Below are 16,228 nucleotides of genomic sequence, written 5' to 3' on the forward strand. Positions count from 1 at the left end.
TAAAATCCGGCCGCGGTCCCCCTGTAGGAGCGCGCTTGCGCGCGATCCACCCCGCCGCATACCCCATCGCGCGCAAGCGCGCTCCTACAAGGGCGGTTGGCATTGCCTCACCACCCATCGCGCGCAAGCGCGCTCCTACAAGGGCGACATAAGCTACTCTAGGCCTATGTATCTACAGACCTTTGGGCTTCGCGAGCCGCCGTTCGGCGACGCACCGGATCCGCGATTCGCGTGCTTGTTTGCACGCGAACGCGAGGTCCTGGCGCACGTCGAGTACGAGCTGGGCGCAAGCGACCACAGCGTCACCCTGTTAACCGGCGAGGCCGGTATCGGTAAATCGCTGCTCTGCATGCTGATCGAGGCCGACGCCCCGCAGCACGGTGTGCGCTGCGTGCGCCACAGCGCCGATGACTATGCGCTAGGCACTGTCGCCTGGTTGCGCTCGATGTATGCCGGTTTCGGTTTGCCCCTGCCACTTAGCGCCGATGCGAACACGGAAGCGCATCTCGTCGATGGTCTCGCAGCCGGTCTGGGGCGCCTTGCCCACCACGTTAACCACCGCTTCCTGTTAATCCTCGATGATGCCGACGGGCTCGATAATGAAGAGCTGTCGATCGTCGAGAGGCTTTATATCGCCTCGGGGAAGGCCCCGGCACCCTTTCACCTGGTGCTCGCCGGATTACCCACCTTGCGTGATCGTCTCGCTGGGCCTGGCGCTTTGGCGCTGGGTGAGCACGTACGCAGTCGCCTACCGCTTAACCCGCTGAATGCCGAGGAGAGTGAGCGCTACGTGCGCCATCGGCTACATGTGGCGGGTAGCACGCAGATGCCGTTTAGCCGCCTCGGTCTTCGTTCGCTACGCGATGACGGCAAGGGCAACCCTAAGCGCCTGAATGCGCTCGCACAGCGTGCCCTCGAACGCGCGGCCGAGCGCGGTGAGCAGAATATCGGCGAGCGCGCGCTCGGTTTCGTTGCCCGTGAAGTCTTACCACAGCATGCCAGGTACTGGCTGCGTCGCTACCGTAAACCGATCCTCGCTATCGGCGCGATGCTATCCATCCTTTTCGTCGGTGGATTCGCGGTCTGGGTTTTCACCGGGCACAGCCCATCGCGCCCCAAGAGCTTCGTGGCGATCACACCCGAGCAGGCCCTCGCCAAGCTGCAGGATGCATTGCCCCCGCCAGAGACCGGCGCGGTTCGCGTATGGGGTGAGCTCCTTGCACGCTGGCAGGTCTCTTCCAAAGACACGTCCGTCGCCAACGCGATTAACTGCGATGCGCTGATTTTCCCAGGCTTTGCCTGCGTCAGTGGGCGTGGAAGCCTGGACCAGCTACGCCGTTTCGATCGACCACTGGTCCTCGAGCTGGACGACGCCCACGCGAAACAGCAGGTGCTGCTTGTCGGCGCCGGCGATGACGCCGTACGTCTTTATCTTGGCGGCAAATACGTGGAACTCACCCGCGATGCCTTTGACCGGGTCTGGAAAGGACGCTTCTACGCTGTGTTCCGCATCGACCCAGCCATGCCGAACAAGCTATCGCGCGGGGACAGCGGGGAAGGCATGCACTGGCTTGCGCTGCACCTCGCGCCGAATGACCCGAAGCTCGCCGAGCCGTCGATATTCGATGCCGCGACCGAGACCCGCGTGCGCAACGTGCAACAACGATTTGGCATTGCGGCCGATGGTGTCGTCGGCCCGGAGACCATGTTCGCCCTTTCGTCACTTGAGACCGAAGGCCCACACCTGGCCCGTGGCGTTCCTTGAGCATGTTTGTCCACGTCGATACGCGGCGCCGCTCAGGCTTCTGCTGGGCCACGATGCTGATCGTGGTCGTGTGTGTTGTCAGCTTCGTCGCACTCGCGCTGGCCGGGCGCACGGAACGCATGGCCATCATGCTGCACTGGGGAACGGTCCCCGCACACCTGTTCGGAACCGGTCTTCCGTTCTTGCAGCAAGTGAGCGATCCCGCGTTGCTACGCCTGTTCACCGCCATTTTCATTCACGGCGGCTGGTTGCATCTTCTCAGTAACTTATTGTTCCTGGTGATTTTTAGCCTGCCCGCGGAGCGCAGTCTCGGCTCGCCGCGCTTCCTCCTGCTGTTCCTGCTGGGTGGCGTCGTCGCGAACCTTATCGGCGCGATCTCGCTGACCGGTGCGCGCGTGGCGATCATCGGTTGCAGCGGCGCGGTCTCGGCGGTGGTCGGCGCTTACGTGACCCTTTTTCCGCGGGCTCGCCTGGGCCTCGTTGTCCCGTTAGGGCTGTACCTCGAGTTCGTGCGCGTGCCGGCGTTTGTCCTCATCGGCATCTGGGCACTGGTGCAGTTGCTCTTCAGTTACGCCGGCGCGAGCTACGGCGCCGTCGTGTGGTGGACCCACATCGGCGGCTTTCTGTTCGGCATCGTGTTCGCGCTGTTCTCGCGCGGTGCGATCGTCCGCCGCTTACGCGGCTGAGGCTTCCCGAACCACCGACAGGTGGGTGCGGACGAAACGACGCAACAAACCTGTGGCGTGCGGCGTGGCGACGACTGCTGCGAGCAAGCCCGCCGGCGGGGTGCCCTCGCTGGCGAGCACATCGTGTTTGCGGCGGATGTAGGCGCGCATCACTTCCGCGGAGAACTCCGGATGGAACTGCGTGCTGATCGCATGTTTGCCATAACGCACGAGATGATGCGGATCGCGCGCTGAACTGGCCAGCGACACCGCACCGCGCGGTAATTCCAGCACGCTCTGCTCGTGGGTGGTGTGTGCGTGGAACGTGGCGGGCAAGGCGACGCCCAGCATATCGGTGGCGGCGGGTTCGTGCGTGGTCAATGGCACCGTCCCCATCTCGCGACCGCCGGGCAGGTAATCCACGCGTCCACCCAACGCGTGCGACATCAGCTGGTGGCCGTAGCAGACACCGAGCAAGGGCAGGTCGATATCCATGGCATCGCGAATCCATCCCGCGGTGCGCTCGCTCCACGGCAGGCGCTCCGTCACCATGGATGCCGAGCCGGTGAGAATAGCTCCCGACACATCGTCCGGGTTGGGTAGCGTATCGCCGTGTTCCACGTCCACGACGTGTAGCCGTGGCAGGCGCAGGCGTAGCCCCAACTGGAACCAGCGCGGAAAATCGCCGTGGCGGGCGCTGATGACATCCGGGGCTCGCCCCGTGCGGACAATAAGTACAGGCTTCATGGTTTACATCGTATCGTCGATATCGGTGGGCGGCAGCACATTCATGACTTCGCGCACGGTGGTCAGGCCGGCAGCGACCTGTGCCGCGGCGGAAATGCGCAGTGGCTTCATGCCTTCGCGCAGCGCCATTTCGTTAAAGCGGGCCAGGTCCAGCTGCGCGGTGATCTGCGCACGCAGGCGCGGCGAAAGCGGCATCATCTCGTAGACACCCGTACGACCCATGAACCCCGTCTTACGGCATTCCAGACAGCCGACCGCCGTAAAAACCCGCTCGGGTAACGGTACGTCCCAACCGTGGGTCAGCGCATGCCATTCGTCGGCATCCTGCGCCGCGGGTTGCTTGCAGTGCGGGCACAGTGTGCGGACCAGGCGCTGCGCTACGACGCCGGCAAGCGTCGACTGGATAAGGTAATGCGGCACACCGAGGTCAAGCAGACGGGTTACGGCGCTGGGTGAATCGTTCGTGTGCAGTGTCGAGAGCACCATGTGTCCGGTCAGCGAGGCTTGCACCGCCATCTGCGCGGTCTCGAGATCACGGATCTCACCGACCATGATGATGTCCGGATCCTGGCGCAGCAGCGTGCGTACACCTGCGGCGAAATCGAGGTCGATAGCCGGCTGCACCTGCATCTGGTTCAGCTCTGGCGAGACCATTTCGATCGGGTCTTCCACCGTACACACGTTCAACTCCGGCCGCGCCAGATGCTTGAGCGTCGAATACAGCGTGGTTGTCTTGCCCGAGCCCGTGGGGCCCGTCACCAATACGATCCCGTGCGGCCGTTCGACCATCGCCCGCCAGACGCGGCCTTCTTCTTCCGCGAAGCCGAGCTGGCTGAAATCCTTCATCACCAGGTCGGGATCGAAGATGCGCATGACCACTTTTTCGCCGAACGCCGTGGGCATGGTGGAGATGCGCAGTTCCACTTCACGGCCACCCGCCGAGCGGGTCTTGATGCGGCCATCCTGTGGGCGGCGCTTTTCGGCGACATCCATGCGGGCCAGGATCTTGATGCGTGAAGTCACCGCGGTCATCACCGGCGGCGGCAGCTCGAATACCTTCTGCATGACGCCATCGATGCGAAAGCGCATCTGCCCCGCTTCACGGCGCGGTTCGAGATGGATATCGGACGCGCGCTGCTCGAAGGCGTACTGCAGCAACCAATCGACGATATGCACGACATGGCGATCGTCCGCACCGAGTTCGCCACCCTTGCCCAGTTCGAGCAACTGCTCGAAGTTGATGATCTTCGCCGATGTGGCGTCCTGGCCCTTGGCATCCTGGGCCAGCTGGATGGACCGCTGCACGCCATAGAACTCGAGCAGGTAGCGGTTGATGTCGATCGGGCTGGAGACCACGCGGCGGATCTCACGCCGCAACATGTGGCCGAGATCCTGCGCCCACACGGCATCGAACGGCTCGGCGGTCGCGAAAGTCACCTCGCCCGCCCCCACCGCCACGGGGAGGATCCGGTGGCGTTGCGCATAGGCGTTGCTGACCACCTGGGTCACCTGCGCCACGTTGACCTTCATCGGGTCGATCTTCAGGTAGGGCAGGGCGGCCTTGCCGGCCAGCCACTCGACCAGCAGTTCCAGGCTCAGCGGGCGCCCCGTGTCGCGCTGGTTGTCCAGCTTGCTGTTCGCGATCAACACCAGTGGGTGCAGCTCGATGGCGCTCTTGCCCGAACGTGAGCTGCCGCGGACACGCTTGGCGTCCTCGCCTGTGAGGTAACCGTCCACCACCAGCGAGGCCAGGACCTCTTCCAGCTCCAGCCGGCCCCGGCGGCCCAGTATGGCGGCGTGTTGTGGATTGACTGCCATGCGCTCCAACCCTGTAAATAGGCTACGCCGTTATACTAGCCCGCTTTCTCAAGGACCCGGGAACCATGTCCGCGCCCACCTTCCAAGACGTGATCCAGACCCTCAACCGCTATTGGGCGGAACAGGGCTGCGTGCTAATGCAACCGCTCGATACCGAGGTTGGCGCGGGTACGTTCCACCCGGCCACTTTCCTCCGCTCGCTCGGACCGGAGCCGTGGGCTGCCGCTTACGTGCAGCCGTGCCGTCGCCCGACGGATGGCCGCTACGGCGACAACCCTAACCGCCTGCAGCACTACTACCAGTACCAGGTGGTGCTCAAGCCCAATCCCGACAATATCCTGGAGCTCTATATCGGCTCCCTGAAGGCGCTGGGTATCGATCCGCTGGTGCATGACCTGCGCTTCGTCGAGGACAACTGGGAATCGCCGACACTCGGCGCATGGGGCCTCGGTTGGGAGGTCTGGCTGAACGGCATGGAGGTGACCCAGTTCACCTACTTCCAGCAGGCAGGTGGCCTCGAATGCCGCCCGGTGACCGGTGAGATCACCTATGGCCTCGAGCGCCTGGTGATGTACCTGCAGAACGTCGACAGCATCTACGACATCGTCTGGACGCACGCGCCGCACGGCGTGGTGACGTACGGCGATGTGTTCCACCAGAACGAGGTGGAGCAGAGCACCTATAACTTCGAGTACGCCAACGTCACCGAGCTGTTCCACTGGTTCGATGTCTGCGAGGGCGAGGCGGGCAAGCTGATCGCCGCCGGCCTGCCGCTGCCCGCCTATGAACAGGTGTGCAAGGCCAGCCATGCGTTCAACCTGCTCGATGCCCGTCGCGCCATCAGCGTGACCGAGCGCCAGCGCTACATCCTGCGCGTGCGCGCCCTGGCCCGTAGCGTGGCCGAAGCCTACGTCGCACAGCGCGAGAAACTCGGGTTCCCCGGCCTGAAGAACGACAAGGAGGCCGTCCATGGCCGATAAGCGCCTGCCACTCGTTATCGAGCTCGGCACCGAAGAATTGCCGCCCAAGGCCCTCGATGACCTTGCCGGCGCGTTCGCGCGCGGTGTCGTCGAAGGCCTGGAAAAGCGCGGTGTCGCCGGCGACTACGCCGGCGCAAAAACCTACGCTTCGCCGCGCCGTCTCGCCGTCTACATTCCCGACGTTGCCGTGGCCCAGCCCGAACAGAACGTGGAGCGCCGCGGTCCCGCGGTGAACGCCAGCATCGGTGCCGATGGCGAACCGTCTAAGGCCCTGGTGGGTTTCGCGCAATCCTGTGGCGTCGAGGTATCGGCGCTGGAGAAGCTGGAAACCGACAAGGGCGCGTGGTTCGTCTTCCGCGCGGTAAAGGCCGGCCAGGACACCGCCACGCTCCTGCAGGACATCGTGATCGAGGCCCTGAAGGACCTGCCGATTCCGAAGGCCATGCGCTGGGGTAGCCGCGAAGCCTCCTTCGTGCGCCCGGTGCACACGCTGCTGATGCTGCATGGCACTGATATCGTCGACGGTGAAGTCCTCGGCCTGAAGAGTGGCCGCGCGAGCCTTGGTCACCGCTTCCATCATCCGCAGCCGGTCGAGATCGCCAGCGCCGATACCTGGCTGGATACCTTGCGCCACGCGCATGTGATCGCCGACCCCGTCGAGCGTCGCGAGCGCGTGCGTGCCGAGGTGGCCCGCGTGGCCACCGGTGGCACACCGCGGCTGTCGGATGGCTTGCTTAATGAGATCGCCAACCTCACTGAGTGGCCGGTCGGCATCGCCTGCACCTTCGAGCGCGCCTTCCTCGATGTGCCACCGGAAGCCCTGGTCACCACCATGGAAACGAACCAGAAGTTCGTCCCCGTGTTCGACGCCGCGGGCCAGCTGACCGAGCACTTCATCGGTGTGGCCAATATCGAGAGCAAGGATCCGGCCGAGATCCGCAAGGGCTACGAACGCGTCATCCGTCCGCGCTTCGCCGATGCCAAGTTCTTCTGGGATGAAGATCTGAAGTCGCCGCTGGCCGACTACCAGGATGCCCTGAAAAGCGTCACCTACCAGCAATCGCTGGGCAGCCTGTGGGACAAGACCGTGCGCGTCGCCGAGCTGGCTCGCGTGGTCGCCAACCGCGTTGGCGTGGATGCGGGTAAGGCCACGCATGCTGCCGCACTGGCGAAGTGCGATCTGCTGACCCGCATGGTCGGCGAATTCCCGGAGCTCCAGGGCGTGATGGGCCGCTATTACGCCACCCGCCAGGGTATCGATGCCGATGTGGCCGATGCGCTGGATAGCTTCTACCAGCCGCGCTTCGGTGGCGATGCGATCGCCGCGGGCAAGGTGGGGCAGGTGGTCGCCGTGGCCGAGCGTCTGGATACCCTGGCCGGCATCTTTGCCGTGGGCATGAAGCCGAGCGGCAACAAGGATCCCTTCGCCCTGCGCCGTGCCGCGCTGGGTCTGGCCCGTACCCTGATCGAGGGCGGCCTGGATATCGACCTGCGCGCCGCGCTCACCGAGGCGTTCGAGATGGTGCCCGAGGCCGCGTTCGTGGCAGGCGTCAAGCCGGGCAAGGATGGCAAGGCACCCGCCATCGAAATCGGTGCCCGTCGCCGCGAGCTGGGCGATGAAGTGAATGCGTTCGTCCTCGAGCGCCTGCGTGGTTACTACACGGAGCAGGGCTTCAGCACCGACCAGTTCGAATCGGTGCTCGCGGTATCGCCGGCAACCTTGCCGGACTTCGATCGCCGCCTGCGCGCGGTGGCTGGCTTCGCCCGCCGTGACGAGGCTGCCAGCCTGGCGGCCGCGAACAAGCGCGTAGCGAACATCCTGCGCAAGCAGGCCGAAGAGGCTGATGCCTCGCCGATCCCGTCGCAGGTCGACCCCGCGCACTTTGAACTCGATGCCGAGCGCGATCTGTACGCGGCGCTTGAGGCCGCCCGCGCCGAGACCCGTGATCTGCTGGCTCGCGCCGACTACACGGGCACGCTGGCCCGCCTGTCAGCACTACAAGCACCGGTCGACCGGTTCTTCGACGACGTGCTGGTGAATGCGGAAAACCCGGCCGTACGCGCCAACCGCCTGGCCTTGCTGGCCCAGCTGAAAGCCGCTTTCGGCGCCATCGCCGATATCTCCCGGCTCTAAGCGCCCCACCGTAAACCCAAAAGCCCGGCCGCCAGGCCGGGCTTTTTCATTCAGGCGGCCGCGGCGCCCGGCTCGTCGCCGATACGCGACAACACCGTGCGACGGAACGCAATCACGCGGTCGGCGTATTCCGGCTCAGCGGAGCGGTCGAGGATCGCGTACATCTCTGCGACCAGGTCGGCATGGCGTACCGGCGAGAACCGGCTGCCCGCCATTTCGATATCGGACTGGAGCAGCTTCATAGCGGCAGCCAGGCGCGACGGGTCCAGGGGGGCTGGCGCGGCGGCTACATCACGGTGACCCGCGCGGCCACGCAGCGCTTCCGACGATTCGGTCCGGCCGATCGCATCCTCGGTCGTACCGTCCAGCACCATCGGGCCTTCGCCAGCCGCCAGCCACACCAGGGAAATGCCAAGGGTTCTGGCCATCGTGACGCAGCGGCCGCGGGATGGGTCGGTATTGCCATCACGCCAGCTGCGCACCACGCCCTCAGAAAAGCCGCAGCGGCGTGCGATATCGCTCACGCTGCCGTTGAGCTTGATGACCTGGCGGACCCGGCTCGCGAAGGAGGACACAGGCACGTCGCCACCAGCGCGTCCACCCTCGAAGCCGCCCCCGACCGCGTCGGCCCGGATGGATCCCCTCGAATTGTCGTTCATGCCTATGGAACCTCTTCTATTTTGGTTTAGCCGCCCCCCGGCGTCTTAGCGCAACAACGCGCGAGTGCCGTTACGGTGTACACGGAAATACCTTCGACGGCCTTTCGGTTGAGAAGTTTCTCAGTGACATTGACTCATGATCCCCTCCCGATGGCTTGGGGTGGTATGGGTTCTGCTTCGTAGGAAAATTTCCTATTTCGTAAGTTTATCGCGTGCCAGAAGTCATGCCCTGGCTCCGATGCAAGTTATTGATGTGCCGAAAGAAACATTGACATTTGCTCAGTCTTTCGCTCTGAAGCCTGTATGACGGGCGTCATGGTTCCGTTACTTTCTCGTTGTGCATCGCAAATTGCTGCGGTATACGTGCTGAGCGCACTGAAGGACGCCTTCGGTGCGTGAGGGGTAAGGGGAAAAAAACAACGCCGAACAACCCACCTGGCCCAAGGCCGGGGCAGGTAAATGCGCGCCATTTTTCGGGTCGCACCACGTCGTGCGGCATCACTTGGGGAGATATTGATGAACGTCATGCACAACGGCCGCCAGCTCCGTCGCAGCGCTCTTGCTGTCGGACTAGGCCTTTGCCTGGCCGGCGGAGCCGTCCACGCCCAGTCGAATACCACCGGTGGCATCACCGGCACGGTCGAAAACCAGCAGGGCACCTCGGTCACGATCAGCAACCCGGCAACGGGTATCACGCGCTCTGCGCCGGTCGAAAGCGACGGCCGCTACCGCATCACTTCGTTGCCGCCCGGCAGCTATACGGTGACCCTGGAAAACAACGGCGCCGCGGTCAGCTCCCGTGAGAATGTCGTCGTTACCATTTCAAGCAACACCTCGGTGCCGTTCGGCGCCGCCGCCAGCGCCGCGCAGGCCAGCACACTCGAGGGTGTGTCCGTCACGGCAACCGCGCTACCCTCGATCGACGTGTCGTCAGTCGATACGCGTACGGTGCTCACGGCCGAGCAGTTGAACAAGCTGCCGATCACCCGTGACGTGCTCGCCGCCGCGCTGCTGGCACCGGGTGTCATCGCCAACTCCTCGTACAAGGATGCCCTGGGCAACCCGGTGCCGAGCTTCGGCGGTTCCGCATCCTCGGAAAACGCATACTTCATCAACGGCTTCGCGGTCACCAACCCGCTGACCTCGATCGGCCTGACCCAGCTGCCGTTCGATGCGATTGACCAGCAGCAGGTGCTTACCGGCGGCTACGGCGCGGAATTCGGCCGTTCCACCGGCGGCGTCATCAACATCGTGACCAAGCGCGGTACCAACGAATGGCACGGTGGCGTGTACACGATCTGGGAGCCGCAGGGCACGCGCGCCAGCCCGAAGAATTCGAACTACCCGGATACAGGCAATTTCCCGGCAACCGACGGCACGCTTTACCAGTATCAGAAGAGGAACAACTACTGGCGTTCCACGGTCGGCGCGTACGCTAGCGGCCCGCTGATCAAGGACACCCTGTTCTTCTACGTCGATGCCGAAATGAATCGCCGTGAAGGCGAGGGCATCGCCACCTCCACCACCGCCGGCGCGATCACGTCGGCCAGCGTGGGCCGGAACGGCTGGAACGAATACAAGTACAAGATTCCCCGCTGGTTGGCGAAGATCGACTGGAACATCACCGACGATCACCACCTCGAACTCACCGGCGTTTCGGACAAGACCGAGTACAACTCCAAAACCTACGGCTTCAGCTACGCCGACCTCGGTCATGGCGATACGCAGAACGGCGGTGTGTACCAGAAGGACGGCGGTGACCTGTATGTCGGCAAGTACACCGGCTACATCACCGATGCGCTGACGGTTTCGGCCCTGTACGGCCAGCAGCGCCTCGACCACGTGCAGACACCGTTCAACTACGACCCGAACTGCCCGCTCGTCGTCATCTCGACGGCCGCTTCGCGCGCGCCGGGTATCAACTACGGCACCTGCCAGACCACCTCCACCGCGGTCCGGGTGCCGGGTGCCGAAGACAAGACCGACGGCTACCGCTTCGACGTGGAATACCGCCTGGGTGACCATGACATCCGTGCTGGTATCGATCACCAGAAGGCGGAGTCGTTCACCGGTACGTCGCTGCCTGGCGGCTTCAGCTGGACCTATAGCCAGCAGAACGGCGCGAACGCGCCGATCGATGCCGGCCACGGCGTCGGTGCCCCGGGCGCGGCCGGCGGCCTCGGCACGCAGGGTTACTACGTCATCAAGTCCTACACCACCACGTCGGCCTCGGTGAAGACGGTGCAGGAATCGCAGTACCTCGAAGACCACTGGCAGGTCACCGACCGCTGGATGGTCTATGCCGGCCTGCGTAACGAGCAGTTCAAGAACTACAACGGCAACAACGAGGTGTACGCCAAGCAGCGTCACCAGCTCGCCCCGCGCCTGGGCGTGTCGTGGGACGTCTTCGGTGATTCCACGCTGAAGGTGTACGCCAACGCCGGCCGTTACCACCTGGCCATGCCGAACAACGTAGCCGTGCGCGCCGCGTCCGGTTCGCTCAATACCGCCGAGTACTTCACCTACACCGGTGTCGATGCCCAGGGTAACCCGACGGGCCTGGCGTCAGTGCCGGTCAACCCGGGCCTCGGCTACACGTGTAACGGCACCAACGCCGTTTCCGCCAACCTGGAGTGCGGCAATGCGCCGGATCCCCGTACGGTGGCCGCGAAGGGCCTCAAGTCGCACTACCAGGATGAGTACATCGCCGGCTTCGACCAGCAGATCGCATCCAACTGGAACTGGGGCGCGAAGGCCACCTGGCGCCAGCTGCGCAGCGCGATCGACGATACCTGTACGCCGGCGCTGGGCGGTGCGTGCTTCCTGTTCAACCCGGGCCAGGGCAACACGTTCCTGCAGCTGCAGGATGATGGCAGCTTCGTCGAGCGTCGTTACTCGAAGGATGAGCTGGGCCTGGGCAACCTGAAGCGTAAGTACTACGCCCTGGACCTCTACCTGGAGCATCCGTTCGCGGACAAGTGGTACGGCCGCATCGACTACACCTGGTCGCGCAGCTACGGCAACACGGAAGGCCAGCTCGCTTCCGACCTGGATACCGGTAACGGTGGCCAGCCGGACGTGTCGGTCACGCAGGACTGGGATCTGCCGCAGCTGATGGTCGGTGCCAACGGTCGCCTGCCTAACGATCGTACGCACCAGCTGAAGTTCTTCGGCTACTACCAGTTCTCGGATGACCTGCGTTTCGGCGTGAACGCCAACATCGCATCGGGTCGTCCGAAGAACTGCACGAGCTTCTACCCGACCGCGGACAGGGGCCTCTACAACGGTTCGTTCTACTGGTTCTGCGGCCTGCCGGGCCAGCCGGGCTACGAGTTCTCGCCGCGCGGTTCGCATGGTTCGGCACCGTACACCTACATCCTCAACCTCAACGCGGCGTACACCCCGTCGTGGTTCGATCGCCACCTGACCTTCCAGGTCGATGTGCTGAACGTGCTCAACAAGCAGGAACCGACGACGTACAACTTCCGCTACGCGGCAAGCCGTACGACGCCGAGCCCGACCTACCTGCGTGAACTGAACTACACCGATCCGCGCACCGTCCGCTTCACCGCCCGCTACGACTTCTGATCGGGCTGCGTCAAAAGCACTGCTACAACAACAAAGAGCATTTGCGGCGGATAGGACATCCGCCGCCATGCGACAGGATCACTCCCCAGATCGCCCCCGGCTCGCCGTCGGGGGCTTTTTTTTAGGAATTTTTCGTAGGTAAAAGTCTTAAAAAAAGCCTGCTTTGTCAGGTATTTACAAAATAAGACCCTGATAAACAAGCGCTATTCGTTACAGGCGAAAAGGCTGCCGCGTAAGTAATTACACAAGTGCGCTCTTTGTGTGAAATTTTCATGTTGTACGTGTGCAGAATCTTACGTATACATGACGCACGTCACGGACCGTGGCGTATTCGGGGTGCGCCATCGTCGTAGGCGATGTCGTTGTTTAAAGGGGATTTCTAACCGCCGATCCATTTAGAACCTGGTGATTACCGGGTCGGGTTCGGCTTGCCGCGATTTTCTGCGGCAGTGATTTTTCACTGGGGAGAGTATTTGATGAGTTCGCGTATTTCTCGCGCAGGTGTTCTGGGTCGCCGTACCGCGCTGGCCCTGGCCATCGGCCTCGGCACCGCCGCACCGGGCATGGTCCTCGCGCAGGCCACCACCGGTACCATTTTCGGCTCGGCCACCGCCGGCCAGACCGTCACCGCTACCAGCGATACGGGCGTCAGCCGTACCGTCACGGTCGATCAGGCGGGTCGTTACACCATCGGCCAGCTGCCGCTGGGCAACTACAAGGTCACGCTGAACCAGGGCGGCAACGCCGTGGATACGCGTTCCGACGTGACCCTGCGCGTTGGCTCGGGTACCGACGTCTCGTTCGTCGCCGCTGCTACCGCTGCCAACGCCGCGAGCCTGGAAGGCGTCACCGTGTCGGCCAACTCGCTGCCGTCCATCGACGTCAGCGCGGTCGACTCGCGCACCGTCATCACCTCGCAGCAGCTCGCCAAGCTGCCGCTGGCCCGCACCGCGGAAGCTATCGCACTGCTGGCGCCGGGTGCCGTCGCCGGTAGCTCGTTCTTCACCGGCCCGACCGGTAATGCGCTGGTCTCGATCGCCGGCAGCGCCGTCACCGAGAACGCGTACTACATCAACGGCTTCAACACGACCGATCCGCTCAGCGGTTTCGGCGGAATCACCCTGCCATACGGCGCGATCGACCAGCAGGAAATCCTCGCCGGTGGTTACGGCGCGGCTTACGGTCGTTCGTCGGGCGGCGTGATCAGCCAGGTCGGTAAGCGCGGCACGAACGATTGGCACTTCGGTGGCCAGGTCCTGTGGGAGCCGAACGGCACCAAGGCCAGCCCGATGAACTACTACCGCCAGGTCGGTTCGCAGGCCGGCGCGCTGTACGACGACAACAAGAAGGACAAGCTGTGGCGCACGACGTACTCCGCGTACGCCGGTGGCCCGCTGATCAAGGACACGCTGTACATCTTCCTCGCTGCTGAACAGGAACGCCGTCAGGGCGACCAGATCACCAGCTCGGCTGCGCCGTTCGTGTACAGCCAGAACTACCGTAACCCCAAGCTGTACGGCAAGATCGACTGGAACATCAACGATAGCAATATCCTTGAAGTGACCGGCGCGTCGAACAAGCAGAACTACGACGCTTCGATCTACGAGTACGACTACGCCACCCGCACCAAGGGTGACTTCGTCGGCAAGGACAACGCCGGTGCGCCGCTGAACAAGTCCGGTGCGGATCTCTACACCGCCAAGTTCACCAGCTACATCACTGATGACCTGACCTTGACCGCCCTGTACGGCAAGATGAAGGGCACGTACTACACCGCCCCGGGTGGTGACCAGTCGCTGCCGTCGATCATCCAGGCCAACCAGCAGAACCCGGCGCTCGGCGATGGCATCACCAACGCCAACCCGGCTGCGACCACGGCTGATCCGAAGCACAAGTCGACCAACACCAACCTGCGCCTCGACCTGAGCTGGCACATCGGCGACCACACCATCATGGGTGGTATCGATAACCAGAAGGTGCTGGATAAGGACGACGGCGATTCCACCACCGGCCCGGGTTACGCCTGGGAATACACCGCCGGTAAGGCGAACACGCCGATCATCGGCCTGTCGCCGACCGATGCCGCTTACGTGGCACCGCCGGGTGGCCAGGGTTACTACGTCGCCAAGTACATCTACCGCACCGCGTCCTCGGTTCGTACGACGCAGCGCGCCCAGTATTTGGAAGATACCTGGCAGGTCAACGATCGCTGGATGGTGAAGGTCGGTATCCGTAATGACCAGTTCACCAACTACAACCAGAACGGCGATCCGTACCTGAAGCTGACCTCGCCGCAGTGGGCCCCGCGCCTTGGTGCGACCTGGGACGTCAATGGCGATTCCTCGCTGAAGATCTACGCCAACGCGGGTCGCTACTTCCTCGCGCTGCCGGCAACCGTCGCGCTGCGTTCGGCAGGTTCCTCGCTGTACACCCGTGAGTACTTCAACTACACGGGCATCGACAGCAACGGCATCCCGACCGGCCTGACCCCGATATTCAGCAGCACCGGTGGCGCGATCTCGGCCAACGGTGAATACGGCCAGCCGCGTGATCCGAAGACTGCCGCGTCGACCACGATCAAGTCGGAATACCAGGATGAGTTCATCCTCGGTTTCGATGCGTCGCTGACCGACAAGTGGACCTACGGTGCCAAGGCCACGGTGCGCAAGCTGCGCAACGCGATCGATGACGTCGGCGACAGCGGTGCGATCCTGCGCAAGATGGACCGCATGGGTATCGACCCGGATACGATCGGTGCGATCGAGGGCAGCTACCTGTTCAACCCGGGTCGCGCCAACACGTTCAAGATCCCGAACCTCAATGGCGGCTACTACGACGTCACCATGAACAATGAGGACTTCGGCTTCCCGCACTCCAAGCGTAACTACTACGGCCTCGAGCTGTACCTCGACCACGCATGGGACGGCAAGTACCAGGTCCGCTTCGACTACGTCTACTCGAAGAGCTACGGCAACTCGGAAGGCCAGGTCCGTTCGGATATCCGCCAGGACAACGTCTCGGCGACGGTGGATTGGGATTACGCCGAAGTCATGCAGTACTCGAACGGCGAGCTTGCTAACAGCCGTAAGCACAACTTCAAGATCTACGGTTCGTACCAGGTGTTCCCGGAGTGGATGGTCTCGGGCAACATCAACATCGCCTCGGGCGCGCCGAAGAGCTGCCTTGGCTTCTACGGTCCGGACGAAACCAACCCGAACCTCGGTTATGGCTCGTACTACCACTGGTGCGATGGTCAGCCGTCGCCCCCGGGTGAAGCAGGCCACAACCCCTGGACCTACATCGTCACGGGTGCGGTCGAATACCGCCCGGAGTGGGCTGACAAGAAGCTGGCCTTCAACGTCACGGTGTTCAACCTGCTGAACCAGCGTAAGGAAACCCAGGTGTACCCGATCCACGGTGCTTCCGACGCGCTCAACCCGCGTTACGACGTGCCGCTGTATCAGGTCACCCCGCGTTACGCCCGCTTCGGCATCAGCTACGACTTCTAAGTTAAGTAGCTGCGAAGCTCTCCCGGGCCTGCGGGCCCGGGGGAAATGCGAATCAATAACAAGTAGATCACCGCGGCCGGCCTATCCAACCGGCCGACGGAGCGAAAAGGCAACTCCCCAGATCGCCTCTCCTCCCACCCGGGTAGAGAGGCGTTTTTTGCAGCAAAACGCTTGGCCAGAAAGAAAAATCCAGCTCCGCCCGTGATTTGGGTCCGTCCGCTTTCGTCATGGAAGCGGCCGGAAACGCCTACCCCGTGTAAATAATTTGTTGACACGGTGGACCGCGTCACCCTAGATTCGGGTTCGGCGAAATCCGGGTTTGTTTTTCGTAGAGACGAAAAGCCGCCCGGACCACGTTGACGG

General features: G+C 63.3%; 9 protein-coding genes. 6 read left to right on the forward strand and 3 right to left on the reverse strand.

Going from position 1 to position 16,228, the window contains the following annotated elements:
- Positions 1-235 precede the first annotated feature (235 nt).
- Both VGN46_RS17005 and VGN46_RS17010 read left to right on the forward strand, forming a co-directional pair.
- Positions 236-1,765 carry an AAA family ATPase gene (locus VGN46_RS17005; protein WP_331645378.1) on the forward strand — a complete coding sequence of 510 codons (1,530 nt, stop codon included), beginning with the start codon at positions 236-238 and terminating at the stop codon, positions 1,763-1,765.
- Between the two features lie 2 nt (positions 1,766-1,767).
- The gene (locus VGN46_RS17010) at positions 1,768-2,451 is read left to right on the forward strand and encodes a rhomboid family intramembrane serine protease (RefSeq protein WP_331645380.1); all 684 of its coding nucleotides are present in this window, start codon (positions 1,768-1,770) and stop codon (positions 2,449-2,451) included.
- On the opposite strand, the gene VGN46_RS17015 is transcribed toward VGN46_RS17010, so the two are convergent.
- Positions 2,440-3,177 (reverse strand): glutamine amidotransferase, encoded by a 738-nt coding sequence (locus VGN46_RS17015; protein ID WP_331645382.1) that lies wholly within the window; start codon positions 3,175-3,177, stop codon positions 2,440-2,442. The two genes, VGN46_RS17010 and VGN46_RS17015, sit on opposite strands and share 12 nt — an antisense overlap.
- Positions 3,178-3,180: 3 nt before the next feature.
- Positions 3,181-4,995 (reverse strand): GspE/PulE family protein, encoded by a 1,815-nt coding sequence (locus VGN46_RS17020; RefSeq protein WP_331645384.1) that lies wholly within the window; start codon positions 4,993-4,995, stop codon positions 3,181-3,183.
- A 65-nt stretch (positions 4,996-5,060) separates the two neighbouring features.
- Here VGN46_RS17020 and glyQ point away from each other — a divergent pair, with 65 nt between their 5' ends.
- Together glyQ and glyS are read left to right on the forward strand one after the other, a co-directional pair.
- Positions 5,061-5,975 (forward strand): glycine--tRNA ligase subunit alpha, encoded by a 915-nt coding sequence (glyQ, locus tag VGN46_RS17025; protein WP_331645386.1) that lies wholly within the window; start codon positions 5,061-5,063, stop codon positions 5,973-5,975.
- Positions 5,965-8,109, forward strand: a complete 2,145-nt coding sequence (gene glyS / locus VGN46_RS17030) for a glycine--tRNA ligase subunit beta (RefSeq protein ID WP_331645388.1) — start codon at positions 5,965-5,967, stop codon at positions 8,107-8,109. The genes glyQ and glyS overlap by 11 nt, the downstream gene beginning before the upstream one ends.
- A gap of 50 nt (positions 8,110-8,159) precedes the next feature.
- Here the strand turns inward: glyS and VGN46_RS17035 are convergent, their stop codons facing one another.
- A complete protein-coding gene (locus tag VGN46_RS17035; RefSeq protein WP_331645390.1) occupies positions 8,160-8,768 on the reverse strand; it encodes a helix-turn-helix transcriptional regulator in 609 nt (202 codons plus the stop codon).
- Between the two features lie 516 nt (positions 8,769-9,284).
- On the opposite strand from VGN46_RS17035, the gene VGN46_RS17040 reads away from it, so the two are divergent.
- Both VGN46_RS17040 and VGN46_RS17045 read left to right on the forward strand, forming a co-directional pair.
- A complete protein-coding gene (locus VGN46_RS17040) occupies positions 9,285-12,356 on the forward strand; it encodes a TonB-dependent receptor (RefSeq protein WP_331645392.1) in 3,072 nt (1,023 codons plus the stop codon).
- Positions 12,357-12,832: 476 nt separating this feature from the next.
- Complete coding sequence (locus VGN46_RS17045; protein WP_331645394.1) at positions 12,833-15,865, forward strand: TonB-dependent receptor; 3,033 nt, start codon at positions 12,833-12,835, stop codon at positions 15,863-15,865.
- The last annotated feature ends 363 nt before the right edge of the window (positions 15,866-16,228 follow it).

Origin of the sequence: Luteibacter sp., from assembly GCF_036500425.1 — a bacterium.
GTDB lineage: Bacteria > Pseudomonadota > Gammaproteobacteria > Xanthomonadales > Rhodanobacteraceae > Luteibacter.

What these genes read in the sequence shown, in the direction of transcription:
- VGN46_RS17010 (WP_331645380.1), top strand. Translation starts at nt 1,768, where the DNA reads ATGTTTGTCCACGTCGATACGCGGCGCCGCTCAGGCTTCTGCTGGGCC.
- VGN46_RS17045 (WP_331645394.1), top strand. Translation starts at nt 12,833, where the DNA reads ATGAGTTCGCGTATTTCTCGCGCAGGTGTTCTGGGTCGCCGTACCGCG.
- VGN46_RS17020 (WP_331645384.1), bottom strand. Translation starts at nt 4,995, where the DNA reads ATGGCAGTCAATCCACAACACGCCGCCATACTGGGCCGCCGGGGCCGG.
- VGN46_RS17035 (WP_331645390.1), bottom strand. Translation starts at nt 8,768, where the DNA reads ATGAACGACAATTCGAGGGGATCCATCCGGGCCGACGCGGTCGGGGGC.
- glyQ (WP_331645386.1), top strand. Translation starts at nt 5,061, where the DNA reads ATGTCCGCGCCCACCTTCCAAGACGTGATCCAGACCCTCAACCGCTAT.
- VGN46_RS17040 (WP_331645392.1), top strand. Translation starts at nt 9,285, where the DNA reads ATGAACGTCATGCACAACGGCCGCCAGCTCCGTCGCAGCGCTCTTGCT.
- glyS (WP_331645388.1), top strand. Translation starts at nt 5,965, where the DNA reads ATGGCCGATAAGCGCCTGCCACTCGTTATCGAGCTCGGCACCGAAGAA.
- VGN46_RS17015 (WP_331645382.1), bottom strand. Translation starts at nt 3,177, where the DNA reads ATGAAGCCTGTACTTATTGTCCGCACGGGGCGAGCCCCGGATGTCATC.